Here is a 25,406-nt window from a genome sequence, read left to right on the forward strand (position 1 = left end):
CAGTCTGCTGCGCGATTACAGCGCGCGCACGAGTATCCGCACGACGCCGATCCATGCCGCATCACCGACGACGAGCTGGCGCGCGCCGGGCTCGAGCGGGAGGAGCTGGAGCTTCTTGCCCTCGGTCCCAACCAGCCGCCCGAAGGCGAAGCGCCCGGCGGCGCGCGGCACGAGGATGTCGCGGTTGAGCGCGGACGCGAAATCCTTCGCCGCGAGCTTTTCGAGCCAGACCGAATCGCCGTTGCGGTAATCGCCCTGCGCGATCTCGACGATCATCCCGACGTAATCGCCCTGCGGCGCGGGGGGCAGCAGCGCGGTCGCGCGGCGCGGCGGGATCGCGCCCTCGGCGGTGAGGACGGCGGTGACGGGGACGTCGACGCGGTCGGGCAACGTGACCAGATCGGCGGCTGCAACCCCAAGCGCGGCGGCGATACGGTTGAGCCAGCCGACCGATACGGTTCGCATGCCGGTTTCGAGGCGGCCGATCGTCTGCGCCGTCGTCGGCGGCTCGCACGCGGCGGCGACTTCGTGGAGGGTCATGCGCTTGGCTTTGCGGACCTCGCGGATACGGGTGATCACGAGTATCTCCTGAACCTGTAGGGTTTGCCTCTGTCCTACAGATGAACGGCTATGGCAAGACTGATTCGCCCGAGTCGCCGTACTCGCTGCAGGGAGAATGTCATGCCGAAGCCCGCCCGCCGCCAAGTCGCCAAGCCGGTTCGTCCTCCCAAGGCTTTGGGGACGATGTCGCAGCTTCCTGCGCCCGGCCCGAACCGCCTGTTCGCCGAAGCGCGATTACCGCCGTCGGCGATCGTCGACCGCGCGCGGGTGACCGTCAACCTCGCCGAATCGCCGCTCGGCTGGCTCGTCCGCCGCGGCATGGTCACCGCGCGCCAGTTCGAGGCGGGCGAAAAACTGCGCGGCGACTTCATGCGCGCGAGCCTCGCGCCGCGGACGACGATGAGCTGGGACGCCGGGGCATCGTCGCGCGGCGCGCGCGGCGCGCCCGACATGCTCGACGCGTCGAGCGCGCAGATCGCGGCGAAGGCGCGCTTCGAGTCGGCGGTGACCGCTGTCGGCGGGGGGCTGTCCGACGTGTTGTGGCGGGTGGTGTGCAGCGGCGACGGGCTCGAGACGGTCGAGAAGGCGCTCGGCTGGCCGGCGCGCGCGGGGAAGGTCGTACTCCTCCTCGCACTCGACCGGCTGGGGGATCATTATCAGCTGCGGTGATGGCAGTGTCCGCTCCGTCTCGCCCGGCGACGCTGAGAGGGTAGCGGGGGGCAGAAAGGCAGCAGTCGCACGAAGATAGCGCCGCAACAGTCCTACAACCTGTAGGAAACAAACCCTACAGGTTGTAGGAAACAAACCCTACAGGTAAAAACATCTTGACAAGCGAACCGCTGAAGTGTAGTCTTCAGGAATGCTGCAAAACTCCGCCCACCGGCAACCCGGTGGGCGTTTTGCGTTTTACCCGAAGGGAAGATCGATGAAGCAGCCGGTAATAAGCTCGCAAGATACAGCGCGGGAGACCCCGGTCGCGCGCCGCGTCGGCCCGGTGATCGACGCCGACCGGCGCGACCTTTTCATCGCCGCGTTGCGCGATTGCGGCGCAGTCAGCGTCGCGGCCGACCGTGCCGGGGCGTCGCGCTTCGCCTTCCGCCGGGCGCGCGATCACCACCCCGATTTCGCCGTCGCGTGGGACACCGCGCTCGGTCGCGTGCCCGCGCTCGCGGTCGACCCGGTCAAGCTCGAGAAGGCGTTGTTCAAGCGGCTGCTGAACGGGGTCAAACGGCGGACGATCTACCAGGGCAAGGTCGTCGACATCTACCGCGTCTTCAACGATCCACTCGCGTTCAAATTCCTCGTGGCGCTGCTGTGGGAGAAATATGCCGGGCACGCCGCCGACGCGCCCGAGCCGATCGAGCTGATGACCCGCGAGGCGTTCCTCGCAGCGATCGCGATCCGGCCGCGGACGATCGAGCAAAGCGCGGTCGAGCAGGGCGCGATCAGACAGCGTGCGATCGAGCAGGGTGCGTTGGAGCAGAATACACTGGAGCAGGGTGCGGCTTAAAGGCGGCCACTCTCTTTTCGTGATCCCCGCCTGCGCGGGGATCACGAGAGTAAGGGGGAAGGCGCAACGAATGCCACGTTGCTGCAACCCAACCCCTCTCCCAGACCTGCCTCTATAGGCAATCGACGCCGCGCCCTCGACCCGCCACGACGCCCATGCGGACACTGGGGGTTCGCAACGGGAGCGCTATATGGGCCTTGCAGTGAAATCGATCGTCGCGCTCGCGGCGATACTCGGCGCAAGCGCCCCGGCGGCGGCGTATTCGACGCGCTACGAGGTCCAGCATTATCCGCAGGCATACACGCGGACGGTCAACCAGGCGCTCGGCACGCATGTCGAGACGTACACCGACGGCAGCGTCGTCACGCTCGGCTTTGGCGTCACGCCGTCGCCGTCGCTGTCGATCACCGCGGTCCAAGGTGGCCCGATCGGCTTCTTCATCGAGGATCTTTATCAGTTCGACGTCGCGATCCAGCCGACGACGGCGGCGGCGCAGGCGTTCTTCGTCAACCTCGGGCTCCACCCGTCGCACGTCAAAATCGGCGAGGCGACCGGGCATATCACGCTCGCGGCGTCGAAGGTGTTTGGCTCGAATCTAGATGCATCCGTCGCGCAAGGCCGCGGCGGAAGCGTCTTCGAGGTGAATTGCGACAGTGGCGTCGGGGCACAGTGCGGGCGGACCGCATATCACACGTCGCTGTTTACCGACCTTGCGCAGTTCAATCCGTACATCTGCACCACCGGGCCGTGCGGCGCTGTGCCGTTCGGGACGCCGATCACACTCAGTTACACGATGGAGTCAGTCTTCAGCCTCAACGCCGGGGCCGGGGCGCACGCCTCGCTGCTGATCGACCCGACGATTTCACTCGACGCCGACACGCTGGCGAGCTTCGGACTGACGGCGGCCGATTTCACGATCACCCCCGAGGCCGGGTTCGGCAATACCGCGGTTGCGGGAGGCGTGCCGGAACCGGCGGCGTGGGTGCTGTTGGTGGCGGGCTTCGGGTTTGTCGGGGGCGCGATGCGCATGCGGGGGCAGGGGGTAGTTGCCTAACGGGGACGACGGTGATGGAATGACGGTCCGCGCTCACCAACCTCACCGTTCACCATTCAGAACTTACCACTCAGAGCTTAGCGTTTACCGCTGCCCCGCACGGCGCATCGGCATCGCGTCGATCGTCGCTTCGAGCATCGCCGCAGGCACCGGCTTGGCCGATCGCATCGCGACATGCCCATCCTTCCCGATCAGCACCACCGCGAACCGCCCGGACGGCAGCGCATAGCGTCGCTCGAGCGCACTCGCGGTGTCGTCGGCTCCGGTCACCGACGTCCCAACCACCTCGACCACGCTGATATCGCGATCGACCGCGCCCTGCTGCCAACCAGCGAGCGCGCGGCGCTGTAGCGCGAGTTGCGGATCACTATCGGCAGGCGCGGCGACAATGAGAACGCGGCGCTGGTCGCGAAGTGCCGCGACCGACGCGGCATCGGCCGGCATCGAAGCGCCGAGCAACGCGGCTCCGAGCAGGGAGGCGGCGAGTGGCGCGGCAACGGCAATCGGCTGTTTCATGCTCCACACAACGCGCGAGCGACACGACTTGTTCTGCCGGTTTCGCCGCAGCGGCACCGGCGCATCCAATCCTGAAAGGAGCGCGGAATGACCGACGATCTCCGATCGCCGTGGCGGCAGTTTATCGAACAGGACCCCGTCGACGCCGCCAAGTCGATCGAGCGCCTCCCGATCGAGCAGCTCGTCGCGCTGGGTTCGGCACCGCATCTTATCGCCCACTCGGGGCAGCTGCCGCCCGGCGGTGACTGGACGACATGGCTGATCCTCGCCGGGCGCGGCTTCGGCAAGACATGGGCGGGGGCGGCGTGGGTCGACGCCTGCGCACGCTCGGTCAAGGGCGCGCGGATCGCATTGGTCGGGGCGACGCTCAACGATGCGCGCGCCGTAATGGTCGAGGGCGATGCCGGGGTGCTCGCAGTGGCACGGCGGCGGCCGAAGTTCGAGCCGGCGCGGCGGCTGCTGACGTGGAAGAACGGATCGACCGCATCGTTGTTCGGCGCGGCCGAGCCCGACTCGCTGCGCGGGCCGTCGTTCCACTTCGCATGGGGCGACGAGGCGGCGAAGTGGGACCGTGCCGCCGATGCGCTGAGCAATCTCCGGCTGGCGCTGCGGCTGGGAGCGTCGCCGCGGCTGCTGCTGACGACGACGCCGCGCCCGCTGCCGTGGCTCAAGACGATGGCTGCGGGGACCCCCGGGGTCGTCGTGACGCGCGGGCGGACGGTCGACAACCGCGCCAACCTCGCGCCGTCGTTCCTTGACGGAGTGATGCGCGACTATGGCGGGACGCGGCTCGGGCGGCAGGAACTGCAGGGCGAGATCATCGACGACCTCGACGGCGCGCTATGGACGCGCGGCGGGATCGAGGCGTGCCGTGTCGGGATCGTGCCGCGGCTGACGCGGACGGTGATCGCGGTCGACCCGCCGGCGTCGCAGACCGGCGACGCGTGCGGCATCGTCGTCGTCGCTTTGGGGGCGGACGGCCACGGCTATGTGATTGCCGACCGCTCGGTCGAGCATGCGGCGCCCGAGGTGTGGGCGCGCGCGGTCGTCGCGGCGGCGGACGATTTCACCGCCGACCTGATCGTCGCCGAGGTCAACAACGGCGGCGAGATGGTCGCATCGGTGCTGCGGATGGTCGACAAGACGCTGCCGATCAAGCCGGTCCACGCCGCGCGCGGCAAGGTCGCCCGCGCCGAGCCGGTGTCGGTGCTGTACGTCCAGGGCAAGGTCCACCACGCAGGCGCATTTCCCGAGCTCGAGGACGAATTGTGCGGGTTGATGACCGGCGGCGGTTATGCGGGGCCGGGGCGCTCGCCCGACCGGGCGGATGCATTGGTGTGGGCGGTGAGCGAGCTGCTGCTCGGCAAATCTCCGAGGATGCCGAGCGTGCGCAGCCTCTGACTTACCGCCCCTCCCCTTCAGGGGAGGGGCGAGAGACGGCGCGCTTGCGCCGGCCCGGGGGTGGGGCAGCCACACGCTCGGTGCTCGCGGCGACTGCCCCACCCCCGACCCCTCCCCTGAAGGGGAGGGAAGCAAAAAGGGAGAACCATATGAATCTCAATCCCTTCGGCCGCAAGTCGCGGTCCGCCCAGTCGCGTCCGGCCCCCGCACGCCCGCCGGGAATCTTCCCCGAACTGTCGCGGGCGAGCTGGGGCACCAATCTCGGCGCGACGCGGTCGTACGAGGCGCTCGCCCGCGACGCCTATGTCCGCAACCCGATCGCCCAGCGCGCGGTGCGGATCGTCGCCGAGGGCGCGGCGGGGGCTCCCGTGCTGAGCTCACCGCCCGGGCATCCGGCGATCGCGCTGCTCGACGGTGGCGAGCCGGGGCCGCACCTGATCGAGACCGTCGCGGCGAACCTGCTGCTCCACGGCAATGCGTATATCGAGGTCGGGCTCGGCGCGAAGGGGCTGCCGGTCGCGCTGTATTCGCTGCGCCCCGAGCGGGTCACGGTCGAGCCCGACGCGAGCGGCTGGCCGGTCGGCTACCTGTACCGCGCGGGCACGACGCTCCAGCGCTTCCCGGCGGTGACGGTCGGCGCGGGGTCGCAGGAGGGGCGGCCGGGGCTGCTCCATATTCGCAGCTTCCATCCGCTCGACGACCATTACGGCCTCGGCTGCCTCGGCGCGTCGGCGGCGGCGGTCGAGACGCACAACGCCGCGAGCACGTGGAACAAGGCGCTGCTCGACAATGCCGCGCGGCCGTCGGGAGCGCTGGTCTACGATCCCGGCGACGGCGCGACGCTGTCGGCGGAGCAGTTCGACCGGTTGAAGGCCGAGATGGAGGCGGGGTTCGCCGGGGCGATGAACGCCGGGCGGCCGATGCTGCTCGACGGCGGGCTCAAATGGCAGGCCCTGTCGATGACCCCCGCCGAGATGGACTTCGCTCGCACCCGCGACACCGCCAGCCGCGAGATCGCGCTGGCGTTCGGGGTGCCGCCGATGCTGCTCGGCCTGTCGGGCGACAACGCCTTCGCCAATTACCGCGAGGCGAACATCGCGCTGTGGCGGCTGACGCTGCTGCCGCTGACGTCGCGCATCCTCGGCTCGATCGCGACCTACCTCGGCGACTGGTGGCCGGGGCTGGGCCTGACCGTCGACCGCGACGCGATCCCGGCGCTGTCGGCCGACCGCGAGCGGCTGTGGAGCCAGGTGTCGGCGGCGAATTTCCTCACCGACGACGAGAAACGTTCACTTCTGGGATTGGAGGCACGGCCATGACGATGCTCGCTGGACTGATCGCACAAGCCGAAGGGCAGGGGGCCGACCTCGTCACCCTGCGCGCGCTGATCGAGGAGGCCAGCGAGGCCGGGGCGGCGCGCGCGCTGGCGAGCATCTGCCTCCACGACGACCGCGCCGTCGCCGACATCGTCGAACTCCGCCAGCTGATCCAAGGCTGGCGCGACGCCAAGCGCTCGGCAGTGTCGGCGGTGGTGACATGGGCGGCACGCGCACTGGTCGCAGCACTGCTCGTGGGGATCGCGGCGAAGCTCGGGATGACGGGGATGATGTTCCGGTGAGCGCCCCGCTGACCCGCCTCGCTGGATACGCGAGTGTCTTCGGCGTGCCCGATGCCGGGGGGGACGTCGTCGAGCGCGGTGCGTTTGCCCGGGCGATCGGGTCGAGCGTGCCATTGCTGTGGCAGCACGATGCGAACACCCCGATCGGCCTTGTCGACCGCATTGCCGAGGATGCGCGGGGCCTGCGGATCATCGCCAGCGTCGAGGACACGCGAACCGGGCGCGATGCGCTCGCGCTGCTGGCCGCTCGCGCACTGACCGGCCTGTCGTTCGGCTACCGCGTCCGCGCCAGCCGCCCGACGCGCGGCGGCCGCATCCTCACCGACCTCGAGCTGATCGAGGTCAGCCTCGTCACCTTCCCGATGCAGCGCCTTGCGCGTGTGCACGCAATTTCCCCCGCCGCGCGCACCGGCACGCTTTCCAACCAGGAGAACCTCGCATGACCTTCACAACCAGCTACGAGACCAAGGCCGATCCGCTCGACGCGAGCTTCACTGCCGTCGCCGCGGTCGTGCCCGATCCCGAAATCGCCGCGCTGCGCAGCGACATCGACAAACTCAGCGCGCGCCTCACCCGGCCCGCACTCAGCAGCGCACTGACCGGCACCAAGGCCGATCCCGCGCGCGCCGCGTTCACCGATCGCTACCTCCGCAAGGGCCTCGACGCCGGCGCACCCGAATTGAAGTCGCTGTCGATCGGCGTCCCCGGTGACGGCGGAGTCGCGGTGCCGAACGAGATCGACACCGTCATCGACGATACGTTGAAGACGATCTCGCCGATCCGCGGAATCGCCTCGGTCGTCCAGGTCGGCTCGGCGAACTACCGCAAGCTGATCGCGGTCGGCGGCGTCGCCTCGGGCTGGGCGGGCGAGGTCGCGGCACGGCCGTCGACGGGGACCCCGAACTTCGTCGAAGTCGTGCCGCCGATGGGCGAGCTGTACGCCAACCCGTCGGCGAGCCAGGCGATGCTCGACGACGCGATGTTCGACGTCGAGACGTGGCTCGCGAGCGAAATCTCGACCGAGTTCGCCCGCGCCGAGAGCGTCGCCTTCGTCACCGGGTCCGGCGTCGCGCAGCCCAAGGGCTATCTCAGCTACCCCGCCACCGCCGCCGACGACACGACGCGGCCGTTCGCGACGCTCCAGTATCTGCCGACCGGCGTCGCGGGCAATTTCGCCGCGACCAACCCGCAGGACCGGATCATCGACCTCGTCCACGCGCTGCGCCCGCCGTATCGCCAGGGCGCGGTCTTCGTGATGAATTCGACGACGCTCGCCCGCGTCCGCAAGATGAAGGACAACACCGGGGCGTTCATCTGGCAGCCGTCGCTGTCGGCCGAACAGCCGGCGACGCTCCTCGGCTATCCGGTGATCGACGCGGAGGCGATGCCCGACATCGCCGCCGACAGTCTGTCGATCGCCTTCGGCAACTTCAAGGCGGGCTATCTGATCACCGAGCGCAATACGACGGGCCTGCTCCGCGATCCGTACAGCAACAAGCCCTACGTCCAATTCTACGCCAGCCGCCGCGTCGGCGGGGCGGTGATCAACTCGGAGGCGATCAAGCTGCTCAAGTTCGCCGCCGCCTGACGCTCCAGCCAGGCTGAGCCGCGACCGCGCCGCGCGGGGGTTCGATCCCTCCGTGCGGCGCCTTTGTTTCAGGACATTTACAAGGAGCCGTGCCGATGGCGATCATTTCCGCCTCGATCGAGGCGAACGGCTGGGTGCTGCTCGTGACGCTAACCGGTGGCCCGAGCGCCGCGGGTGACTTCTCGCAATATCTGCTCGATCCGAACGGCACGCCGCGGCTCGTCGTGACGACCACCGCCCCGGGCTTTGCGCTGAGCGGCGGCGTCGCAATCGCCGTCTCGGCCACGCGCAGTCTGATCGCGACCAAGCCGCTGCGGTTACCGGTCCAAGCGACCGCGGCAGGCGCGCGATCGGCCAAGACCCCCGACGAGGCCAGTCTCGGCGGCGGCCAAATTAGGATCCGCATCGCGCTGTCGCAGCACGTCTACGCGACCGATACCGGGCTGACGCTGACCGCGCTGGCGGGCTGGCGGACGGGAGAAGCGGCGGCGACAATTGCCGTGACCAACAACTCGACGATCGCCGCGCCGTCGCCGATCGTGCGCTGGGCAGACGTGCCGTACCAGCATATCTCGAACAGCCGCGCGATCGACCTCGAGGTCGTCGCTTTCTCGCACCATCCCAAGGGCTTCGCGCCGATCGCTGGAGTCAAGTTCACCGCCACCGACGGCATCAACACCGCGACCGGCTGGGCGACCTCGCTGACGTCCTCGCCGAAATACGGGGCGGGCGGCACAGGGGTTCCGGCCCGCGTCTACCGCGTCACGATCGACGGCGGCACCGCGACCCCGGCGGCGCTGACCGAGGGGCTGATTCGCTGCGATTTCAAGGCCTTCCCGTGGATCGGCACAGCGCGCGCGAGCGATACGACCGACACCGCGTTCGCGGCGGTGGCGTCGACCGGTACCCTGTCGATGGCGAGCCTGACGACCGCTGGGATGGCCCCCGCGGCGCAGACCCCGTTCGTTATCGCCTATGATCCGAACGGGACGTGGCTGCCGGTCCTCTACGTCTATGTCCAGCCGAACACCTGGGTCGGGACCGGCTCGATCGCGTCGAATGTCCTGACGGTTGCGACGACGACCTCGGGCGCGGTCGCGATCGGCACCAAGATCAGCGGCGTCGGCGTTACCGCGGGCTGCACCGTGATCTCCGGCAGCGGGTCGACATGGGCCGTCTCGACCACCGCCGCCGTGGCGACGATCGCGCTTCAGGGCGGCGGCACCTCGAACAACAACATCGTCACCGTCAGCGCCAACGCCCTGACCGCCGCGAACGGCACCTGCGCCGATGCATACACCACCGCGCGCAACGCACTCAAAATCCAGAACCGCATCGTCGCCGCGCGCAACGGCCAGGTGGCGAGTGCGATCGGCGCGACCGACGGCATGGTCATCCGCGTCAAGGCGGGCAGCTACGCCGGTCTCGGCGCGACCGCCGTCGCCAGCGGCATCACGACGAACTATACGTGGGAGATCGTCGAAGGCGACCCCGCCGACGCCAACCCGCGCGTCAACGTCGTCGTCGCACAGGGGGCGGGGGGCAGCACGCGGTCGACGCGATGCCAGTTTCGCAACATGACCGTCGTCGGCGCGACCGCGGCGGTTCCGTTCAACGCGACTACGTACGGCTGGCTCGACAATGTCGAGGTCCGCGGCGCGGTCGGTTTCGAGTCCAACACCGTCCAGATTTTCGGTAACGCGACGAACGCTTTCTGGACGAACCTGCGGTTTTGGAAGCTCGGCAGCTATTTCTCAGGTCAACTCTGCCGAAACGCGGAAGTCGTCAGCGGCATCGCCGGGATCACCGTGCTCAACTGCGCCCGGCTGCCGGGATCGAGCGGCGGCGGAACGGCGGCACCGGGGTCGACCGTCGACCCGCTCGGCGCGACCCAGGACATCATCATCGCGGGCAACGACTTCCGCTACGTCAAAAGCGCGCCGGTCTGGGCGATCGGATTCACCGTCAATGCCAATGCCGGCGCGACCGCGCTCGGAACGACCTACAGCGTGTTCAATCGACAAGTCTTCGCCAATAATGTCTGCGAGAGTTAAGGCGCATCGGCGGCGATGTTCACCGTTGCCGGCGAGAATAACACCGTCGTCGCGACCTATTCGATCGTCGAGGGAAATACGCTCGCCGGGGACCGGGTCAACTGGCTGTACGACGACCTCAACCTCGGCACGATCGCGGCGAACGACACCGACAGCAACATCATGTTCTGCAATCGGGTCGCGAACAACGCCTACGACCAGCACGCGATTAAATGCGACTTCTACAACGACGGTTATGTCGCCTCGCAGCGTGGCGGGACCTCGCTTTATGGTTTCGACCTTGCGACCTCGCGCAACAAGGCGAAGGGCGTCGGCGCCGAACTGACGACCGGCGGCAACGTCTACCACTGCATCACCGCGGGGACGACCGCGACGACGAGCGGGCCGAGTGGGACCGCGGCCGACATCACCGACGGCACCGTCCACTGGGCGTGGTTCGCGACCGAGGTCCGCCAGCACGGCTATCGGCCGAACGCGATCCGCGGCTGGTCGGCGCTGTACGGCGTCGGCATGACCGACAACGTCATCCTGCGCGGCAACATCAACCCCGAGTTCCTCCACGAGTTCGAGGGTCTCAACACGCCCAACTATACCATCGACACCGGTGTCGCAGCCGACCCGAAATACACGCTCGACAAGTCGGGCACCGACATCGCGGGAGCGCGCTACGACCCGGCGAACACCGGCGGTGGCGATTACAAGCCGCTCGCCGGTTCGCCGCTGATCGGCCGGACGTTGTTGTCGGCAAACATCGACGTCGACCAACGCGGCGTTGCCCGCCCGCTCTTGTTCGCCACCGGCGCGGTACAGAACGACGTCACGGTCGCCGTCGCGCTCGTCCCCGCCGCTGCGCGCGAGGCCAGCCTCGCGTCGGTGACCGCGCTGGGGATCGCGATCGCGGTCGTCCCGGTGTCGACCGCGGTGACGACGCGCGCGAGTCCGTCGGCAACTGGCTGGGCGGCAGTTCTGGCCGCCGCGTCGGTGACGATGATGACACGCGCCATAAGCAGCGTCGCCGCCTGGGCCGGGCCCCTCGCTCCCGGCAACGCCCGGTCCGTCACCGCCGCGAGTGTTGTCGTCATCGGCGTCATCGCGCCCGCCGCGCTCGCCCCCGGCAACTGCCGCAACGCCGTCACCGACCGCACGCTGCCGATAATGTTGCCCGGCAGCGCCGCGCCGTCCGAGCGGACGCTGATCGTCTCCGGCGACTTCCGGCTCGAGATCGTCACCGCCGACTGAGTTCTCCACCACTTCGCCAAAAGGATATCCGCATGAAGTTCTCGAGCACCCAGGTTCTCGACGGCGCGCTCGCCGTCGTCCGCACCGCCACCCGCATGATCGCGGTCAGCGGCCAGCCCGCGACCTACGCCGCCGCCGATACCGGCCGCCTGTCCGAAGCCGCGCTGACCACCGCCGACTTCACCCTCGCCGCCGGCGATATCTCCGGGCGCAAGGTGACGATCGCCGCCAAGTCGGGCCTGTCGGTCATCGCGCCCGGCACCGCCGACCATATCGCGCTGCTCGATCCGGTCAGTGCGACGTTGCTCTACGTCACGACCTGCCCGGCGCAGGCACTCGTTGCGGGCGGCACGGTGAGCCTCGCCAGCTGGCAGATCGAGATCAACCAGCCGGTCTGATCCTGCTTCTTCCCTCCCCGTCGGGGAGGGAAGCCTCTCATCGATGGAGACATGACCGTGGGGATCTTCCTGAAGGATCCGGCCGCGCGGCTCGACTATGCCGTCGACTGGTCGATCAACGTTCTCAACGGCGCGACGATCGCGGCGAGCGACTGGCACGTCACTCCCGACGAGCCGGGCGGCGTCGCCGTCGGTAGCACCGTCACCGCGCCCACCCGCACCGGCGCGACGCTCGACGGCGGGGTGCCGGGGCACGTCTACCGCATCGCCAACCGCATCGTCCTGACCGACGGCCGCGCCGACGAACGCGCGCTCGCCGTCCGCATCGAGGTCCGGTGATGGGCGACATCCTGCCGCCCGTCGTCGCTCCGGTCGCGATCGAGGAAGCGAAGGCGTTTCTCCGCGTCGACGGGTCGAGCGAGGACGCGCTGATCGCCGGCTTCATCCGCGCCGCGAGCGGACTCGCCGAGGCGTTCACCGGCCAGGCGCTGATCGTCCGCGACGTCGCCGAGACCGCATTGATCACCCCGACGTGGCAACGCCTCAAGACCGCGCCGTGCGTCGCGATCACCGGCGTCGACGCGGTCGGCGGGGCAACCACCGGCCCGGCGTACGAGAGCGATATCGACCTGTCGGGCAACGGCTGGATCCGCGTCATCGACCCGCGCGGCGCATTGCGCGTCACCGTCCGCTACCGGGCGGGGCTCGCCGCCGACTGGAACGGCATCCCCGAGCCGTTGCGGCTGGGGATCGTCCGCCTCGTCTCGCACTTCCACGCGCACCGCGACGCCCCCGACGCGGGCGGACCACCCGCCGCCGTCGCTGCCTTGTGGCGGCCGTGGCGCCGCCTCCGGCTCGGCTGAGGAGAAAGACATGATCGCCGAATTCACCGGCTCGCTCCGCGACAGCGTCGCGATCGAGCATTGGACCCCCGCGCCCGACGACAGCGGCGGCGACGCGGGGGCGTGGAGCTCCGCCGGCTCAGCATGGGCCGCGCTCGTGCCGACCGACGTCGTCGCCACCAGCAGCATCGTCGGCGAGCGCCGGATCACCCGCTCGCGCTACCGCCTCACGCTGCGCGTCGGTTCGGGCGCCGGGGTGACGAGCCGCTTCCGCTGGCGCGATCGCATCCTCGTCGTCCTCCGCGTCGAGCCCGATCCGCGCACCCCCGACCGGCTGACGCTGCTCGTCGAGGACCGGACATGATCGCCGCGACCCTGCTCGACCAGCTCGCCGCAATCGCCGAGGCGCAGGTCCGCGCGATCCTGCTCGACCGCGCCGTCACCGAACTTCCCGGCGTCGTCGCCTCGATCGACCCGAACGGCATCCGCCTGACCGCGCCGCATCTGTTCGCCCGCGCGTGGGGCAGCCGCCACGCCGCGCGCGACCCGTGGCTGGCGCTGTTCACCCGGAGGACGCGATGAGCGCGAGCCTTGCCGTCCAGTCGCTGATCGTCGCCGCTTTGCGGGGCGCACCGGGCCTTGCGACGCTCACCGGGGTGTTCGACGGCGTCGCCCCCGATGCGATCGCGCCGTACCTCACCGTCGGCGCCGACAGCATGGCCGACTGGAGCCACCAGACCGGCACTGGGCACGAGCATGCGGTTCGCCTCGCCTTGTGGGACGACCGCCCCGGCACCGCGCGGGTCAAGGTGCTCGCCGCCGCCGCCGAAACCGCGGTCCGCGCGCTGGCGGGCAGCCGCGACGCCACCCGCATCGCCGGCGTCGCCTTCGTCCGCACCGTTTTCGTCAAGGACCCCGGTGGCTGGACGCAGGCGGCGATCGACTTCCGCATCCGCACCGAACAACTTTAAGGAGACACATCATGGCCGCCGAAAAGGGCAGCGCATTCCTGTTGAAGGTCGGCGACGGCGCGAGCGCGCCGGTCTTCACGACGATCGCCGGCATGCGGACGACGCAGCTGACGATCAACTCCGACACCGTCGTCATCACCAACAAGGGCTCGGGCGGTTGGCGCGAACTGCTGTCGGGCGCGGGCTTCCGCTCGGTCTCGCTGTCGGGCGCAGGCGTATTCAACGGCTCGGCCGCCGAGGCGCGGATCAAGGCGAACGCGCTCGGCGGCGTCCTCGACGACTATCAGGTCCGCTTCGAGAGCGGCGAGCGGATGACTGGGAAATTCCTCGTCACCCGGCTCGACTATGCCGGCGATTTCAACGGCGAGCGCAGCTACACCGTCGCGCTCGAGTCCTCGGGCAACGTGGTGACGGCATGAGCGTCGCCAATGTGTTGCGCGGCGAAGCCTCGCTCGTTTTGGGCGGGGTCGAGCGCATCTTCCGCCCGACGTTCGCCGCGTTGGTCGCCGCCGAGGGCGAGATCGGGCCGCTGTTCGCCGCGGTCGAACGCGCCGCAGCCGGGCACCTCAAGCTCGACGAGTTGGTCGCCTTATTGTGGCACACGCTCAGCCCCGACAGCGGGCCGCTGACGCGCGAAAAGTTCGCCGATGCGATCGTCGAGATCGGGCTGGCGGCGGTCACGCCGGTCCTCAAGACGCTGCTGACGCAAGTCCTGCAGGGGCGATGACCTTCGCTTCAGCTGCCACCACGGCGGCGCGGGTCGCGGCGGTGCTCGGCTGGAGCCCGGCGACGTTCTGGGCGGCGACCCCCGCCGACCTTCGCGCCGCGCTCGGCCTCGATCTTGCCCCGACTGCCGCCGCCGCTCCCGATCTCGCCCGCTTGATGGAGACCTTCCCCGATGGACCAACAGCTCGATAGTCTCGTCATCGGCATCCGCGCCGACACCAGCGGCTTCGCCCGTGACGTCGCCGACATCAAGGGCCAGCTCGACGGCCCGCTCGCCAGCGGGGCCGACCACGCCGGCAAGGCGATCGAATCCGCGCTCGCCAGGGCGGTCAAGACCGGTAGCCTCGGCTTCGACGATCTGCGCAAGGTTGCGCTGTCGACCCTCGCCGAGATCGCCGCGAGTGCGATCAAGACCGACCTCACCGGCCTGTTCGGCGGCTCGTCAAGCGGCGGAGGGGGCATCCTGTCGTCGCTCGCCAGCGCGGCGGGGTCGCTGTTCGGCGGTGCCCCCGGGCGCGCGACCGGCGGCCCGGTGACGGGAGGCAGCGCGTATCTCGTCGGCGAGCGCGGCCCCGAATTGTTCGTCCCCACCACCGCCGGGCGCATCGGGACGGGGGGCGGGCAGGGCGGCCCGGTCAGCATCACCGTCAATGTCGCCGCCCCGCGCGACGCCGCGCCCGCGATGATGCAGCGGACCGGGGCGCAGGTCGCGCGCGCGGTACGCCAAGCGCTCGATCGGGCCGACGGATGATGCGCCACTGGCTCGCCACCCCCGCCGACCAGCAGCGCCGCGACTGGCTCAAGCGCTTCGACGCGCGCTTCTGGACGGTCGATTTCCCGCGTCCGATGATGGCCGCCGCGACGACCCCCGCACCGCGATCGATCCGGGTCGACCTCAATTTCCTGCGGAGCAACGACCTCGCCGGGCTGATCTGGGAGTCGGCCGATCGCTTCGACCACCCGTTGCTCAGCTACGCCACCGACCGCGACTATCGCGGGCTGGTGCTCAGCTTCCGCTGGCAGTCGAGCGGGACGATGCCGCTCGACGCGGTCAACGGCCCGACGCTGACGATCGAGGGGCGCGACGCGGCGGGCAACTTTCGCGGCTGGTACGTCCGGCTGTGGAACTACGCCGTCGGCAGTCCGACCGACGCGGTCGTCATGCTCGACTTCGATGCGCTGAGCAGCGGGTTTCTCCTCCCCGGCGAGGCCGACCCGGTGTTCGCCGGGGACATCGACCGGCTGTTCGTCTCGCTCGCCCCGGCTGCCTACACCGGAGTCGATGCGCCGCTGCCGAATGCGGTCGACGCGTCGGTGACGCTGTCGGAGATTGCCTGCGACGGGCCGCATTCGACGATCGCGATCGGCGATACCGTCGTTCCCGCGCACCGGCTGCGGATGGCGACCGGCTACGACGACAGCTACAACCTGACGCCCGAGCGGCTGCTGCGCGGCATCGTCGCGACCGGCTATACGACGTGGCTCAACCATTATGTCGGGATGAGCCACTTCTTCCAGGTGGCGTGGAACCCGGCGTCGGCGCGCTACGAGGTCGACCCCTCCCGGCCGTTGTGCGCCCCGGCGGCGGCGTGGCACCGCGACTTCGCCGAGCGGGCGAACGTGGCAGGGCTGACGCTGATCGTGTCGCAGTCGTTCGAGCTGCTCGCCCAGCACGCCCCCGCAACGTGGAACCAGCGCGACGCGACGGGGGCACCCGCGCTGACCGGTTACACGCCGCCGTCGACCGTGTTGTCGCCATGCAGCGCCCCGGCGATGGCGTGGCTCCAGGCGGTCGCGCGGGCGTTCGTCGCGATCACCGTCGCGGCCGGTCACGCGCCGCATTTCCAGATCGGCGAGCCGTGGTGGTGGGTCGGGCCCGACCACCGCCCGTGCTTCTACGACGCGGCGACGACTGCGGCGTATCACAGCGAGGGCGGGGGACCACCGCCGCTGGTGCTCGATGCGCGCGGGACGTTCGATGCGCCGAACCGCGCCTTCGCCGACTGGCTCGGCGTAAAGCTCGGCGCGGCGACGATGGTGCTGCGCGACGCGGTACGCGGGATCGCTCCCACCGTGACGACATACCTGTTGTTCTACGCTCCGCAGGTGGTTCGCTCAGCCTCGCCAGAACTGGTTCGCGCCAACCTGCCGGCGGCATGGGCGTACCCCGCATTCGATGTCCTCCAGCTCGAGGATTACGAGTTCGTCACGAGCGGCAACTTCGCCGCGCAGGCGGCGGCGCGCGCGGTGGTCGCGAGCCGACTCGGCTATCCACCCGCCGCCCAGCATTATTTCGCCGGGTTCGTCGAGCGGGCCGAGGATCGCGGGGAATGGCCGCGCATCGCCGAGGCCGCCGCCGCCGCGCAGGATCGCGGCGTCGCCGAGGTCTTCGTCTGGGCATGGCCCGAAGTGGCACGCGACGGCTTCGTCGCATTCGACATCATGGGAGACGAGGCCGTGGCCGCATTCGACGACGTCTGCTTTCCGCTCGCGATCGGCCTGCACGCGAGCGGCGGCCCCGAATTCTCGACGCAGATCTCGACGTCGAGCTCGGGGTATGAACAGCGCAACAGCAGCTGGGCCGAGGCGCGGCTCCACTACGACGCCGGGGTCGGGGTCCGCTCCGAAGCCGACCTGCGGCTGCTTCTCGCGTTCTTCCGCGCGCGGCGCGGGCAGGCGAGCGGCTTCCGCTTCACCGACCCGCTCGACCATTCTTCGGGCGACGGCGACACGATTACCGCGCTCGACCAGCCGATCGGCATCGGCGACGGGATCGCGACGCGCTTTGCTTTGACCAAGCGCTACGGCACCGCCGACGATCCGCACGACCGCCGGATCACGCGCCCGGTCGCGGGCAGCGTCGTCGTCGCGGTCGCCGGGACCGCCGTCACCGGCTGGCAGCTGGCCGAAGGCGGCGTCGTCGATCTCGCCGCGCCCCCGCCCGCCGGGGCGATCGTCACTGCGGGCTTCGCCTTCGACGTGCCCGTGCGTTTCGCTGACGACCGGCTCGACGTCTCGCCCGGTGGCTGGCGGTCGGGCGACGCCGCGTCGGTCCCGCTCATCGAAATCCGCGAGGCTTAGATGGCGTTCTCCGACAGTCTTGCCCGCGACCTGACGACGATCGCCTTGTGCTGGCGCGTCGCCCGGAGTGACGGCGTCGTCCTCGGCTTCACCACGCACGACCGCCCGCTCGACATCGGCGGGCTGCGCTATGCCGCCGCCCCGGGGATGACGCCGTCGGCAATCAGCCTCGGCGATGGGCTCGAGGTCGATACGATGGAGTTCGCCGGGGCATTGTCGGCGGCGGCGATCACCGGCGAAGACCTCGCGGCGGGGCGCTACGACGCCGCCGCGCTGACGGTGTTCATGGCCGACTGGGACGATCCGGCGGCGGGCACGCTGCGGCTGGCGGGCGGTACGATCGGCGCGATCGAGCAGCGCACCGGGCCGGGCGGCGGCAGCTTCACCGCGACGGTGCGCGGGCCGACCGCGGCGTTCGAGGCCATCGCGATCGAGACCTGCTCGCCCGACTGCCGCGCCGAACTTGGGGACCGGCGCTGCCGCGTCGACCTCGCGCCGCTGACGGCCATCGCGCGCACCAACGCCTCGACGCGCGACCGGATCGGGGTTGCGGTGATCGCGATCGAGCGCTTCGCCGAGGGGCGGGTGCGCCCGCTCGAGGGGCCGAACGCCGGGCTCGACGCGCGGATCGCGGGAGTCGACGGCGACGCGCTGCTGTTGTTCGAGGCGCTGCCGTTCGCGGTCGCGGCGGGAACGCGGGTCGAGCTCCGCGAGGGCTGCGACAAGACGCTGGCGACGTGCAGCGCGCGCTTCGCCAACGCGATCAACTTTCGCGGCGAGCCGCACGTCCCTGGCGGCGACGTCCTCACCCGGTTCCCCGGCGTATGACCGCGCATCGCCACAGCGCCGCGATCGTCGCCGCCGCGCGCGCCTGCGTCGGCACGCGGTTCCGCGCGCAGGGCAGGGTGACCGGGATCGGCCTCGACTGCGTCGGGGTCGCGCTCATCGCCGCCGCCGCCGCCGGGGTGGCGCTCGTGCCGCCCGCCTATGCGCTCGGCGGCGACCATGAAGCCGCGCTCGATGGCCTGATCGCTGCCGCCGGGTGCCGCCGCGTCGTCGTCGCCGCGCCGGGCGACCTGCTCGCCGTCGCGCCCTCGCCCGGCCGTCGCCACCTTGCCGTCGTCACCGGGGGCGGCATCGTCCACGCCCACGCCGGGCTCGGGCGCGTCGTCGAAGGGCCGCTCGACCCCGGCTGGACCATCGTCGCCGCGTGGCGGCTGCCCGAACAGGAGTGAGCCGATGGCGACATTGATCTTGGGCACCGTCGGGCGTGCGCTCGGCGGCCCGCTCGGCGGCCTCGTCGGGACCGTCATCGGCAGCACGCTCGACCGCGGCATCTTCGGCAGCGGCTCGACCCGCGAAGGGCCGCGCGTCGCCAACCTCGCGGTCCAGAGCGCGGCGTACGGCGAGCCGCTCCCGCGCATCTACGGCCGGATGCGCGTCGCCGGGGCGCTCGTCTGGACCGCGGGCATCGTCGAGAGCCGGTCGACGTCGGGCGGCGGCAAGCGCGGCACGGCGACGAGCAGCTATAGCTATTCGGCATCGTTCGCGGTGATCGTCGCGGCGCGCGCGATCGTCCGCGTCGAGCGCATATGAGCCGACGGCAAGCTGCTCCGCGCGACCGACGGCACTTTGATCTATCCGGCAACGATCCGCGCGTACACCGGGGGCGAAGGGCAGGGCGTCGACCCGCTGATCGCCGCCGCCGAGGGGATCGGCGCCGCGCCCGCCTACCGCGACCGCGCGCACGTCGTGTTCGAGGACCTGCCGCTCGCCGACTATGGCAACCGCATCCCGAACCTGACCTTCGAGGTCGTCGCCGACGACGCCGGCGTTGCGGTCGACGCGATCGCCCGCGACATTGCCGGTCCCGGCCTCGGCGGCGACACTGCCGGTCCGCTGCTGCTCGGCTTTGCCGCCGCGCGCGCAGGCAGCATCCGCGCGACGATGACCCAGCTTGCCGAGATCGGCGACCTCGTCGTCCGCGACGGCGACGCCGGGCTCGTCCTCGGGCCGGGCACGTCGACGACGATCCCGGCCGATACCCTCGGCGCGAGTGAAGCAGGGGCGGCTCCGGCATGGCATGCGAGCCGCGAGGCCGGCGACAGCATCCCCGACGTGCTCGTCCTCGGTTTCAGCGATTCCGCGCGCGACTTCCAGCCGGGGCAGCAGCGTGCGGTCCGGCGCAGCCCGGTGCTGCGGAGCGAAGCGCATGATCTCCCCGTCGCCGTGACCGCCGCCACGGCGAAGCAGCTCGCCGAAAGCCTCCTCCGCCGCGCGATCGCCAAGCGCTCGACTGCGGTGCTGGCGATGTCGTGGCGCTATGCAGCGCTGCGTCCGGGCGACACCGTCATGGTCGATGGAGACTCCGACCCGTGGCGGATCCGCCGGACGACGATCACCGGCGCAGTAATAGAGTGCGAGGTCGAACGCGTCGCCTCCGCAGCTGGAACTCCGTTGCCGACCGTCGATCCGGGGCGCGTCTACGACCCCGGCGACGTGCCGAACGGCCCGACTGTCCTCCACGTCCTCGACCTGCCGTCGCTCGACGGCGTCGCGACGACGCCTCGCTTGCTGCTCGCCGCGGCAGGACCAAGCAGCGGCTGGCGGCGCGCCGACGTCGTCGTCAGCCGTGACGGCGGCGCGAGCTATGCGACGGTCGCGACGGTTGCCGGCGCTGCGACACTCGGGGTCGCCGCGAGCATGCTCGCGGGCGGAACGACCGACTGCTGGGACCGGCTATCGACGATTGACGTCGACCTGCTCGAAGACGCGATGACGCTCGAGAGCGCAAGCGAGGCGGCAGTCCTCGCCGGGGCGAACCTCGCGCTCGCCGGCGACGAGGTGTTCCAATTCACCCGCGCCGAAGCCGTCGCGCCCGGGCGTTATCGCCTCAGCGTACTTCTGCGAGGACGGCGCGGAACCGAGGCGGCGATTGCTACCCATGCCGCAGGCGAACGCTTCGTCATGCTCGATGCCGGCAGCGTCACGGCGTTCGATCCGCCGATCGACGCGATCGGGTCGCCGCTGATCTTCAAGGCGTTCGGCCCCGGAGAAGACATCGTCACGGTTCCCGGCATCGCCGTCGTTCCCGTGGGGGTTGCGCTCTGTCCGTTGTCGCCGGTCGCCCTGACGGTCACGACGCTCGCCAATGGCGATCGGCTGATCAGCTGGATCCGCCGCAGCCGGGCAGGGTTCGCGTGGATCGACCGGGCAGATGCACCGCTGGGAGAGGAAGCCGAGCGGTATCGGGTTACGATCGCGTTCGGCGGAGCTGTCGTTCGCACGGTCGAGGTCGGTGGAACGTCGTGGACCTACCCGGCTGCATCGTTCGTGGCCGACGGTGGCGACACCGCCGGGTCGCTAACCGCCGCCGTCGCTCAACTCGGGGCCGCCGTCGGCCCCGGCAGTGCAGCGACATGCGCGATATAACTTTGCATTAACTCACATTTTTGGAAGGACGATCATGGCTGAGGTATCGGCACGCTACGCGTTTGCGCTGCTCCAAAGCGGGCAGGCGCAGAAGGAAATCACCCACAACAGCGCGATCGCGGCAATCGATGCGCTGCTCCATCTCGCCGTCGAAAGCCGGACCCTTGCGGCACCGCCCGCAGGAGCGACGTCACCGGCAAGCTGGATCGTCTGCAGTGTTGCGACCGGCGCATGGTCTGGTCGCGCAGGCCAGATCGCCATTCTCGATGCCGGCGGCTGGTCGTTCGTCGTGCCGCGCGATGGCTGCCTCGCCTACGTGCGCGACGAAGGCGTCTATGCTGTGTGTGTCGGCGGCGTCTGGAACGGTGCCGCATGGCCGGTGCGGGCACTTTCGGTTAACGGGCGAACGATGCTCGCCGTGACGCCGATCGCGCTTGCCGGAGCGGCTGGCGGCACGATAATCGACACCGAAGCGCGGGCGGAATTGGCGGCGCTAACCAGCGCGATGCGTGCCATGGGACTCGTTGCGGTTGCGTAGCGAATGCCGAACGTTACTTCATGGAAAGCTGTTGTTTCTATGCAACACACCATCTGAATCTCGACTTGCGCTGGTATAACTGCTGCGTTAGAGCGTTCGAGCAGTTCAGTGGACTATCGAAACCGTGAAGGGAATAATGATGCGGAAATTTGCCGTAGCAATAGCGTTGGGTTCGACCGCGCTTGCCGGCCCGGCGCTGGCGAAAGACGACTCGTTCTATGTCGGCATCGAGGGTGGCGGGATCATCTCGCAGGCCTCGTCGTTCGACCTGCGGACGACCGCTGGCGTCGCCTACAAGGCACCGCTGCGCAACAGCTATAACGTCGGCTACGACATCGACGGAATCCTCGGCTACGACTTCGGTATGTTCCGTACCGAGTTCGAGGTTGGCTACAAGCGCAACAACGTCGATTACGTTCAGGTCAACGGCGTTACCCCGCCGCTGACTCTCGCGAACGGCGTTGCCGGTGTTCCCGCGACCGGCAACTACAACAATGCTCCCGGCAACCAGAACATCCTGTCGTTCATGGTCAACGGTCTCGTCGATTTCGGCGGCAAGGGTCGTGACGTTGGCGGCTACCTCGGTGGCGGCGTCGGCGTCGCGCGCGTCAAGCAGCAGGGCTACGGCTTCGCTGCCGGCGGTGCTCCGTATCTCGACGATAGCGACACGCATGTTGCTTGGCAGCTTCTCGCCGGCGTTTACAAGCCGCTGACCGACCACGTCGACGTTTCGTTGAAGTATCGTTACTTCAACGTCGATAACGTCAACACGCTGACCTTCACCGGGAACCAGGCAAACACCCGCGTTCGTTCGCACAGCTTGCTCGTTGGTCTGACGTACAACTTCGGTGGCGAGGCTCCGCCGCCGCCGCCGCCGGCTCCGATCCCGGTTCCTCCCCCGCCGCCGGCTCCGCTGCCGCCGTGCCCGCCGGCTGCTGTCACCCCCGGGCCGTTCCTTGTCTTCTTCGATTGGGATCGTTCGGTCATCACGCCGGAAGCCGCCGCGATCCTCGATCGTGCCGCCGACCAGTATGCCTCGACGGGTCAGACCAGCGTCACGCTCGCCGGTCACGCCGACAAGTCGGGTAAGCCGGACTACAACGTCGCGCTGTCGCAGCGCCGCGCTGACGCGGTCAAGGCTTACATGACCGGCAAGGGTGTCGCCGCTGGCGTCATCACAACCGAAGCGTTCGGTGAGAGCCGTCCGCTGGTCGATACGGCCGACGGTGTTCGCGAACCGCAGAACCGCCGCGTCGAGATCACCTTCGGTGGTGCTCCGGCTCCGGCTTCCGCGGGTCCCTGCACCCCGCAGTAAGCGGATCACGAAAAAGGAAAGGCCGCCCGAAAGGGCGGCCTTTTTTTGCGCGATTGCGATGAGTTCGACTGTCAGACCGAGGCAGTTTGCGCCGATGCGCGCGATCGTCCTTATCATCTTGCGAGATCGCGCACGTCGTCCTGGCCTGGAAAGAAACCGGACGTGACGGTGACGATATTTCAAAAAAGTGCGTCGCTGGTGCCGGGATGAAAGATCATCCGGTCGCGGCTGATCTCAGCCGGACGTCAAAGAGGCGGGAGGTCGACCCCTGTCACTTCGATCGGGGTGAGCAACGCCTTGTGCGAGACCGGCGTTAGCCCGGCACGAACATCATCGCGTAATGCGGCAGCGCGCTTGCCCAGGTCGCCCTTGCGTAGCGTCAGCGCCGCGCGACCAGCGACCGCTGCCCGCTCGCAAAACGAGTATTGAGCATCGAGCGTCGAATAGCTGTTGTAGGTCTGCGTCGTATAGCGATCGAAGCTGTTCTGCGCCTGCGCCCCGTCATAGCGGCGGAAGTGCGCGACCATCGTCGCTCGGGCACGATCGAGCTCGTCCGAATGCTGGCGGAGCACATCGTTATAGTTTCGCACCGTCGCAAGGAACGGCGAGAACTGACATTGCAGAGCAGCGATGTTGAGTGCGGCGCGGACACTCCACACCGCGTTAGCCTCGGCTTCCGCCGGCGTTGTCGGCCGCAGCTTGACGGCGTTCGGCGTCATCATCCCGTCTGCCGATCGTGTAAAGACTTCCTCGCCAGGCAGAGTTGCTGCGGGTGCTGCATCTACGGTCTTCGGTCGCGCACGAACCGGCTTTTTCGCTGGAGCTGCGGCCGCGTTTGCGATGGGAACACCGCAAACGCCCAAAACGGAGAGCGAGATGAAGGCCTGTCTTAGCATATTGCGACTGTCTCCGGCGCAGAACTCGGCGCCCGACAGCCTTACCGCCGCACATCGCGCGCCGCTAGAGTCTGTTTCCGCAATGCTGCAGCTTACCGCGGTGCGGCACCATCCTGTTGTAATATAACGTCGGATGGGCCGTCACACGGTGATCGATCTGGACAGATGTCGTTAGCCGAGCAGGCTGCCGAGCTGCAACGCGACCGACATGTCGCCATCGACCTTCAGCTTGCCCATCATGAACGCCATCTGCGGGTTCTGCTTGCCGCTCGCCATGTCCATGAAATCGGCCATCGAAACCTTGACCGTGCAATCGGTCGGGACGTTCTGATTGTCGACGACAGCCGGCGTCGCGGTATCGTCAATCCTGACGACACCATTGTCGCCGAAATCGAATTTGACCGACTTCTTGAGACCCGCGCTCGCACCGACGCGCGTGCGCATGCCCTCGGTAATCTGTTCAAGGCTCATTGATGTTCTCCCCAGCGGATTACGTGGTGTCGCCCGGACCGAACATTCTGCGATGAACTAAGTTCACGCAAACCGATCGGCCATAAAAGAAGGGCCGCCATTTGACTGGCGGCCCTTCCGAGATCGTGACGACCGAAGCTATTACGGCTTGGTGGTGCTCGTCGAATCCGTCGTCGTCGTGCTGGTGCCGCCCGAAGCCGGTGCCATCGCATCGCCAGCGGCGGGAGCGGTCGCCATCGCGTCGGCAGCGCCCGAAGCGGGGGCCATCGTCGTGGTGTCGGTTGCCATCGGCGCCGAAGCAGGCGTCGTGGTGTCGGTGGTGGTCGTGGTCGACGTCGTGTCGGCCTTCTTTTCGCCGCAAGCGACGACTGCCAGCGCGAGGCCGGCGACGAGCGTAACCGTCTTAATCTTCGTCATGAGATCACCCATCTTTGGACTCCTGTTCATCGTTTGCGAGCATGATAGCGGCGGTTTCGGTTCAGCCCTTATCCCCTAACCGTGGTGGACATTAGACAGAAACTTCTTCCCCCTCAAGCGTCATTGCGCATCTCCGTAACGGTTAAACGACCGATGAACCGCGACAGTTCCGTGTGCAGCGCAGCATCGATTGTTTCCATCGTCGAAGGTTGGCCCAGTGCCAAGAGGCTCGTTACCGCCGATTCCGCGAGGCCGCACGGCACGATTCCGTCAAAATGCGCGAGATTTGGAGAGATATTGATCGCAACCCCGTGGAACGTAACCCAACGGCGGATGCGAACGCCGATCGCCGCGATCTTGGCGTCGTGATTATCTGTGTGAACCCAAACGCCCACACGCGCCGGATCGGTGAAAGCCGCTACCCCCTCGCGGGCAAGTGCGTCGATCACCCACGCCTCGAGTGCGGTGATGAAGCGACGGACGTCGCGCCCGCGCGCGTTGAGATCGAGCATGACATACACGACGCGTTGCCCGGGGCCATGATAGGTGTGTCGCCCGCCGCGCCCGGTCGCGTGAACCGGGAAGCGCGCATCGAGGACGTCGGCGGCATCGGCACTGGTCCCCGCAGTATAGAGCGGCGGATGCTCGACGAGCCAGATCAATTCACGCGCGTTGCCCGCCCGGATCGCCGCGACGCGGTCCTCCATCACCGCGACCGCCTTGGCGTAATCGAGCAGCCCCGGTTCGACGCGCCATTCGATGGTGTCGGTCAAGCCTT

Annotated in this window: 33 protein-coding genes; 27 read left to right on the forward strand and 6 right to left on the reverse strand. The window is 68.8% G+C overall.

Going from position 1 to position 25,406, the window contains the following annotated elements; all coding sequences use genetic code 11:
* Window positions 1-15: 15 nt before the first annotated feature.
* A complete protein-coding gene (locus tag KZX46_RS12560; RefSeq protein ID WP_216710838.1) occupies window positions 16-579 on the reverse strand; it encodes a helix-turn-helix domain-containing protein in 564 nt (187 codons plus the stop codon).
* Between the two features lie 102 nt (window positions 580-681).
* Here KZX46_RS12560 and KZX46_RS12565 point away from each other — a divergent pair, with 102 nt between their 5' ends.
* The 3 genes from KZX46_RS12565 to KZX46_RS22910 all read left to right on the forward strand — a co-directional run bounded on the left by KZX46_RS12565 (window position 682) and on the right by KZX46_RS22910 (window position 3,125).
* On the forward strand, window positions 682-1,230 hold the full coding sequence (locus KZX46_RS12565) for a DUF6456 domain-containing protein (protein ID WP_226895927.1): 549 nt from the start codon (window positions 682-684) through the stop codon (window positions 1,228-1,230).
* Between the two features lie 256 nt (window positions 1,231-1,486).
* Complete coding sequence (locus tag KZX46_RS12570; RefSeq protein ID WP_219774287.1) at window positions 1,487-2,071, forward strand: hypothetical protein; 585 nt, start codon at window positions 1,487-1,489, stop codon at window positions 2,069-2,071.
* A gap of 190 nt (window positions 2,072-2,261) precedes the next feature.
* A complete protein-coding gene (locus tag KZX46_RS22910) occupies window positions 2,262-3,125 on the forward strand; it encodes a PEPxxWA-CTERM sorting domain-containing protein (RefSeq protein WP_226895928.1) in 864 nt (287 codons plus the stop codon).
* Window positions 3,126-3,209: 84 nt separating this feature from the next.
* Here the strand turns inward: KZX46_RS22910 and KZX46_RS12580 are convergent, their stop codons facing one another.
* Entirely contained in the window at window positions 3,210-3,641 is a 432-nt protein-coding gene (locus tag KZX46_RS12580) for a DUF4174 domain-containing protein (RefSeq protein ID WP_219774288.1), read from the reverse strand.
* 87 nt (window positions 3,642-3,728) lie between these two features.
* On the opposite strand from KZX46_RS12580, the gene KZX46_RS12585 reads away from it, so the two are divergent.
* From KZX46_RS12585 to KZX46_RS12700, 24 genes are all read left to right on the forward strand, one after another.
* Complete coding sequence (locus KZX46_RS12585) at window positions 3,729-5,042, forward strand: DNA-packaging protein (RefSeq protein ID WP_219774289.1); 1,314 nt, start codon at window positions 3,729-3,731, stop codon at window positions 5,040-5,042.
* A gap of 149 nt (window positions 5,043-5,191) precedes the next feature.
* On the forward strand, window positions 5,192-6,361 hold the full coding sequence (locus KZX46_RS12590) for a phage portal protein (protein WP_219774290.1): 1,170 nt from the start codon (window positions 5,192-5,194) through the stop codon (window positions 6,359-6,361).
* On the forward strand, window positions 6,358-6,660 hold the full coding sequence (locus KZX46_RS12595; RefSeq protein WP_216710833.1) for a DUF6127 family protein: 303 nt from the start codon (window positions 6,358-6,360) through the stop codon (window positions 6,658-6,660). The genes KZX46_RS12590 and KZX46_RS12595 overlap by 4 nt, the downstream gene beginning before the upstream one ends.
* Window positions 6,657-7,103: an HK97 family phage prohead protease gene (locus tag KZX46_RS12600; protein ID WP_226895929.1), complete on the forward strand. Its 447-nt coding sequence runs from the start codon at window positions 6,657-6,659 to the stop codon at window positions 7,101-7,103. The genes KZX46_RS12595 and KZX46_RS12600 overlap by 4 nt, the downstream gene beginning before the upstream one ends.
* Window positions 7,100-8,248: a phage major capsid protein gene (locus KZX46_RS12605; RefSeq protein ID WP_219774292.1), complete on the forward strand. Its 1,149-nt coding sequence runs from the start codon at window positions 7,100-7,102 to the stop codon at window positions 8,246-8,248. The genes KZX46_RS12600 and KZX46_RS12605 overlap by 4 nt, the downstream gene beginning before the upstream one ends.
* A 95-nt stretch (window positions 8,249-8,343) precedes the next feature.
* Window positions 8,344-10,302, forward strand: coding sequence for a hypothetical protein (locus KZX46_RS12610; protein ID WP_219774293.1), 1,959 nt, complete (start codon window positions 8,344-8,346; stop codon window positions 10,300-10,302).
* 15 nt (window positions 10,303-10,317) lie between these two features.
* The gene (locus KZX46_RS12615) at window positions 10,318-11,541 is read left to right on the forward strand and encodes a hypothetical protein (RefSeq protein ID WP_219774294.1); all 1,224 of its coding nucleotides are present in this window, start codon (window positions 10,318-10,320) and stop codon (window positions 11,539-11,541) included.
* A gap of 32 nt (window positions 11,542-11,573) precedes the next feature.
* Window positions 11,574-11,939, forward strand: coding sequence for a hypothetical protein (locus KZX46_RS12620; RefSeq protein WP_219774295.1), 366 nt, complete (start codon window positions 11,574-11,576; stop codon window positions 11,937-11,939).
* 51 nt (window positions 11,940-11,990) lie between these two features.
* On the forward strand, window positions 11,991-12,278 hold the full coding sequence (locus KZX46_RS12625) for a hypothetical protein (RefSeq protein ID WP_226895930.1): 288 nt from the start codon (window positions 11,991-11,993) through the stop codon (window positions 12,276-12,278).
* Entirely contained in the window at window positions 12,278-12,802 is a 525-nt protein-coding gene (locus KZX46_RS12630; RefSeq protein WP_219776987.1) for a phage head-tail connector protein, read from the forward strand. The genes KZX46_RS12625 and KZX46_RS12630 overlap by 1 nt, the downstream gene beginning before the upstream one ends.
* A gap of 10 nt (window positions 12,803-12,812) precedes the next feature.
* Window positions 12,813-13,145: a head-tail adaptor protein gene (locus KZX46_RS12635; RefSeq protein WP_216710827.1), complete on the forward strand. Its 333-nt coding sequence runs from the start codon at window positions 12,813-12,815 to the stop codon at window positions 13,143-13,145.
* A complete protein-coding gene (locus KZX46_RS12640; protein WP_216710826.1) occupies window positions 13,142-13,363 on the forward strand; it encodes a hypothetical protein in 222 nt (73 codons plus the stop codon). The genes KZX46_RS12635 and KZX46_RS12640 overlap by 4 nt, the downstream gene beginning before the upstream one ends.
* On the forward strand, window positions 13,360-13,752 hold the full coding sequence (locus KZX46_RS12645; protein ID WP_219774296.1) for a DUF3168 domain-containing protein: 393 nt from the start codon (window positions 13,360-13,362) through the stop codon (window positions 13,750-13,752). The genes KZX46_RS12640 and KZX46_RS12645 overlap by 4 nt, the downstream gene beginning before the upstream one ends.
* A gap of 11 nt (window positions 13,753-13,763) precedes the next feature.
* Complete coding sequence (locus KZX46_RS12650) at window positions 13,764-14,171, forward strand: phage tail tube protein (RefSeq protein ID WP_219774297.1); 408 nt, start codon at window positions 13,764-13,766, stop codon at window positions 14,169-14,171.
* A complete protein-coding gene (locus tag KZX46_RS12655) occupies window positions 14,168-14,479 on the forward strand; it encodes a gene transfer agent family protein (RefSeq protein WP_219774298.1) in 312 nt (103 codons plus the stop codon). The genes KZX46_RS12650 and KZX46_RS12655 overlap by 4 nt, the downstream gene beginning before the upstream one ends.
* Window positions 14,476-14,670 carry a phage tail assembly chaperone gene (locus KZX46_RS12660; protein ID WP_219774299.1) on the forward strand — a complete coding sequence of 65 codons (195 nt, stop codon included), beginning with the start codon at window positions 14,476-14,478 and terminating at the stop codon, window positions 14,668-14,670. The genes KZX46_RS12655 and KZX46_RS12660 overlap by 4 nt, the downstream gene beginning before the upstream one ends.
* Entirely contained in the window at window positions 14,651-15,229 is a 579-nt protein-coding gene (locus KZX46_RS12665; protein ID WP_219774300.1) for a tail tape measure protein, read from the forward strand. Before KZX46_RS12660 ends, KZX46_RS12665 begins: the two co-directional genes overlap by 20 nt.
* A complete protein-coding gene (locus tag KZX46_RS12670) occupies window positions 15,226-17,559 on the forward strand; it encodes a DUF2460 domain-containing protein (protein WP_370647451.1) in 2,334 nt (777 codons plus the stop codon). Before KZX46_RS12665 ends, KZX46_RS12670 begins: the two co-directional genes overlap by 4 nt.
* A complete protein-coding gene (locus KZX46_RS12675) occupies window positions 17,560-18,387 on the forward strand; it encodes a DUF2163 domain-containing protein (RefSeq protein ID WP_219774301.1) in 828 nt (275 codons plus the stop codon).
* Window positions 18,384-18,794, forward strand: a complete 411-nt coding sequence (locus KZX46_RS12680; RefSeq protein WP_219774302.1) for a peptidoglycan endopeptidase — start codon at window positions 18,384-18,386, stop codon at window positions 18,792-18,794. The genes KZX46_RS12675 and KZX46_RS12680 overlap by 4 nt, the downstream gene beginning before the upstream one ends.
* A gap of 4 nt (window positions 18,795-18,798) precedes the next feature.
* Window positions 18,799-19,155: a hypothetical protein gene (locus tag KZX46_RS12685; RefSeq protein WP_219774303.1), complete on the forward strand. Its 357-nt coding sequence runs from the start codon at window positions 18,799-18,801 to the stop codon at window positions 19,153-19,155.
* 36 nt (window positions 19,156-19,191) lie between these two features.
* Window positions 19,192-20,991, forward strand: a complete 1,800-nt coding sequence (locus tag KZX46_RS12690) for a phage tail protein (RefSeq protein WP_219774304.1) — start codon at window positions 19,192-19,194, stop codon at window positions 20,989-20,991.
* A 34-nt stretch (window positions 20,992-21,025) separates the two neighbouring features.
* Window positions 21,026-21,529: a DUF2793 domain-containing protein gene (locus KZX46_RS12695; RefSeq protein WP_219774305.1), complete on the forward strand. Its 504-nt coding sequence runs from the start codon at window positions 21,026-21,028 to the stop codon at window positions 21,527-21,529.
* 139 nt (window positions 21,530-21,668) lie between these two features.
* Complete coding sequence (locus KZX46_RS12700) at window positions 21,669-22,844, forward strand: OmpA family protein (RefSeq protein WP_219774306.1); 1,176 nt, start codon at window positions 21,669-21,671, stop codon at window positions 22,842-22,844.
* A gap of 245 nt (window positions 22,845-23,089) precedes the next feature.
* On the opposite strand, the gene KZX46_RS12705 is transcribed toward KZX46_RS12700, so the two are convergent.
* From KZX46_RS12705 to lipB, 4 genes are all read right to left on the reverse strand, one after another.
* Window positions 23,090-23,563, reverse strand: coding sequence for a hypothetical protein (locus KZX46_RS12705; protein ID WP_216710815.1), 474 nt, complete (start codon window positions 23,561-23,563; stop codon window positions 23,090-23,092).
* Between the two features lie 348 nt (window positions 23,564-23,911).
* A complete protein-coding gene (locus tag KZX46_RS12710; RefSeq protein ID WP_219774307.1) occupies window positions 23,912-24,211 on the reverse strand; it encodes an SCP2 sterol-binding domain-containing protein in 300 nt (99 codons plus the stop codon).
* A gap of 141 nt (window positions 24,212-24,352) precedes the next feature.
* Window positions 24,353-24,628: a hypothetical protein gene (locus tag KZX46_RS12715; RefSeq protein ID WP_219774308.1), complete on the reverse strand. Its 276-nt coding sequence runs from the start codon at window positions 24,626-24,628 to the stop codon at window positions 24,353-24,355.
* A gap of 113 nt (window positions 24,629-24,741) precedes the next feature.
* On the reverse strand, window positions 24,742-25,401 hold the full coding sequence (lipB, locus tag KZX46_RS12720; RefSeq protein WP_226895931.1) for a lipoyl(octanoyl) transferase LipB: 660 nt from the start codon (window positions 25,399-25,401) through the stop codon (window positions 24,742-24,744).
* Window positions 25,402-25,406: the final 5 nt, after the last annotated feature.

The organism is Polymorphobacter sp. PAMC 29334 (assembly GCF_019431245.1).
GTDB lineage: Bacteria > Pseudomonadota > Alphaproteobacteria > Sphingomonadales > Sphingomonadaceae > Polymorphobacter_B > Polymorphobacter_B megasporae.

Excerpts from the sequence above, each read along its gene's own strand:
- KZX46_RS12565 (WP_226895927.1), top strand. The coding sequence starts at position 682 with ATGCCGAAGCCCGCCCGCCGCCAAGTCGCCAAGCCGGTTCGTCCTCCC.
- KZX46_RS12570 (WP_219774287.1), top strand. The coding sequence starts at position 1,487 with ATGAAGCAGCCGGTAATAAGCTCGCAAGATACAGCGCGGGAGACCCCG.
- KZX46_RS22910 (WP_226895928.1), top strand. The coding sequence starts at position 2,262 with ATGGGCCTTGCAGTGAAATCGATCGTCGCGCTCGCGGCGATACTCGGC.
- KZX46_RS12580 (WP_219774288.1), bottom strand. The coding sequence starts at position 3,641 with ATGAAACAGCCGATTGCCGTTGCCGCGCCACTCGCCGCCTCCCTGCTC.
- KZX46_RS12585 (WP_219774289.1), top strand. The coding sequence starts at position 3,729 with ATGACCGACGATCTCCGATCGCCGTGGCGGCAGTTTATCGAACAGGAC.
- KZX46_RS12590 (WP_219774290.1), top strand. The coding sequence starts at position 5,192 with ATGAATCTCAATCCCTTCGGCCGCAAGTCGCGGTCCGCCCAGTCGCGT.
- KZX46_RS12595 (WP_216710833.1), top strand. The coding sequence starts at position 6,358 with ATGACGATGCTCGCTGGACTGATCGCACAAGCCGAAGGGCAGGGGGCC.
- KZX46_RS12605 (WP_219774292.1), top strand. The coding sequence starts at position 7,100 with ATGACCTTCACAACCAGCTACGAGACCAAGGCCGATCCGCTCGACGCG.
- KZX46_RS12610 (WP_219774293.1), top strand. The coding sequence starts at position 8,344 with ATGGCGATCATTTCCGCCTCGATCGAGGCGAACGGCTGGGTGCTGCTC.
- KZX46_RS12615 (WP_219774294.1), top strand. The coding sequence starts at position 10,318 with ATGTTCACCGTTGCCGGCGAGAATAACACCGTCGTCGCGACCTATTCG.
- KZX46_RS12620 (WP_219774295.1), top strand. The coding sequence starts at position 11,574 with ATGAAGTTCTCGAGCACCCAGGTTCTCGACGGCGCGCTCGCCGTCGTC.
- KZX46_RS12625 (WP_226895930.1), top strand. The coding sequence starts at position 11,991 with ATGACCGTGGGGATCTTCCTGAAGGATCCGGCCGCGCGGCTCGACTAT.
- KZX46_RS12630 (WP_219776987.1), top strand. The coding sequence starts at position 12,278 with ATGGGCGACATCCTGCCGCCCGTCGTCGCTCCGGTCGCGATCGAGGAA.
- KZX46_RS12635 (WP_216710827.1), top strand. The coding sequence starts at position 12,813 with ATGATCGCCGAATTCACCGGCTCGCTCCGCGACAGCGTCGCGATCGAG.
- KZX46_RS12640 (WP_216710826.1), top strand. The coding sequence starts at position 13,142 with ATGATCGCCGCGACCCTGCTCGACCAGCTCGCCGCAATCGCCGAGGCG.
- KZX46_RS12645 (WP_219774296.1), top strand. The coding sequence starts at position 13,360 with ATGAGCGCGAGCCTTGCCGTCCAGTCGCTGATCGTCGCCGCTTTGCGG.
- KZX46_RS12650 (WP_219774297.1), top strand. The coding sequence starts at position 13,764 with ATGGCCGCCGAAAAGGGCAGCGCATTCCTGTTGAAGGTCGGCGACGGC.
- KZX46_RS12655 (WP_219774298.1), top strand. The coding sequence starts at position 14,168 with ATGAGCGTCGCCAATGTGTTGCGCGGCGAAGCCTCGCTCGTTTTGGGC.
- KZX46_RS12660 (WP_219774299.1), top strand. The coding sequence starts at position 14,476 with ATGACCTTCGCTTCAGCTGCCACCACGGCGGCGCGGGTCGCGGCGGTG.
- KZX46_RS12665 (WP_219774300.1), top strand. The coding sequence starts at position 14,651 with ATGGACCAACAGCTCGATAGTCTCGTCATCGGCATCCGCGCCGACACC.
- KZX46_RS12670 (WP_370647451.1), top strand. The coding sequence starts at position 15,226 with ATGATGCGCCACTGGCTCGCCACCCCCGCCGACCAGCAGCGCCGCGAC.
- KZX46_RS12675 (WP_219774301.1), top strand. The coding sequence starts at position 17,560 with ATGGCGTTCTCCGACAGTCTTGCCCGCGACCTGACGACGATCGCCTTG.
- KZX46_RS12680 (WP_219774302.1), top strand. The coding sequence starts at position 18,384 with ATGACCGCGCATCGCCACAGCGCCGCGATCGTCGCCGCCGCGCGCGCC.
- KZX46_RS12685 (WP_219774303.1), top strand. The coding sequence starts at position 18,799 with ATGGCGACATTGATCTTGGGCACCGTCGGGCGTGCGCTCGGCGGCCCG.
- KZX46_RS12695 (WP_219774305.1), top strand. The coding sequence starts at position 21,026 with ATGGCTGAGGTATCGGCACGCTACGCGTTTGCGCTGCTCCAAAGCGGG.
- KZX46_RS12700 (WP_219774306.1), top strand. The coding sequence starts at position 21,669 with ATGCGGAAATTTGCCGTAGCAATAGCGTTGGGTTCGACCGCGCTTGCC.
- KZX46_RS12705 (WP_216710815.1), bottom strand. The coding sequence starts at position 23,563 with ATGACGCCGAACGCCGTCAAGCTGCGGCCGACAACGCCGGCGGAAGCC.
- KZX46_RS12710 (WP_219774307.1), bottom strand. The coding sequence starts at position 24,211 with ATGAGCCTTGAACAGATTACCGAGGGCATGCGCACGCGCGTCGGTGCG.
- KZX46_RS12715 (WP_219774308.1), bottom strand. The coding sequence starts at position 24,628 with ATGACGAAGATTAAGACGGTTACGCTCGTCGCCGGCCTCGCGCTGGCA.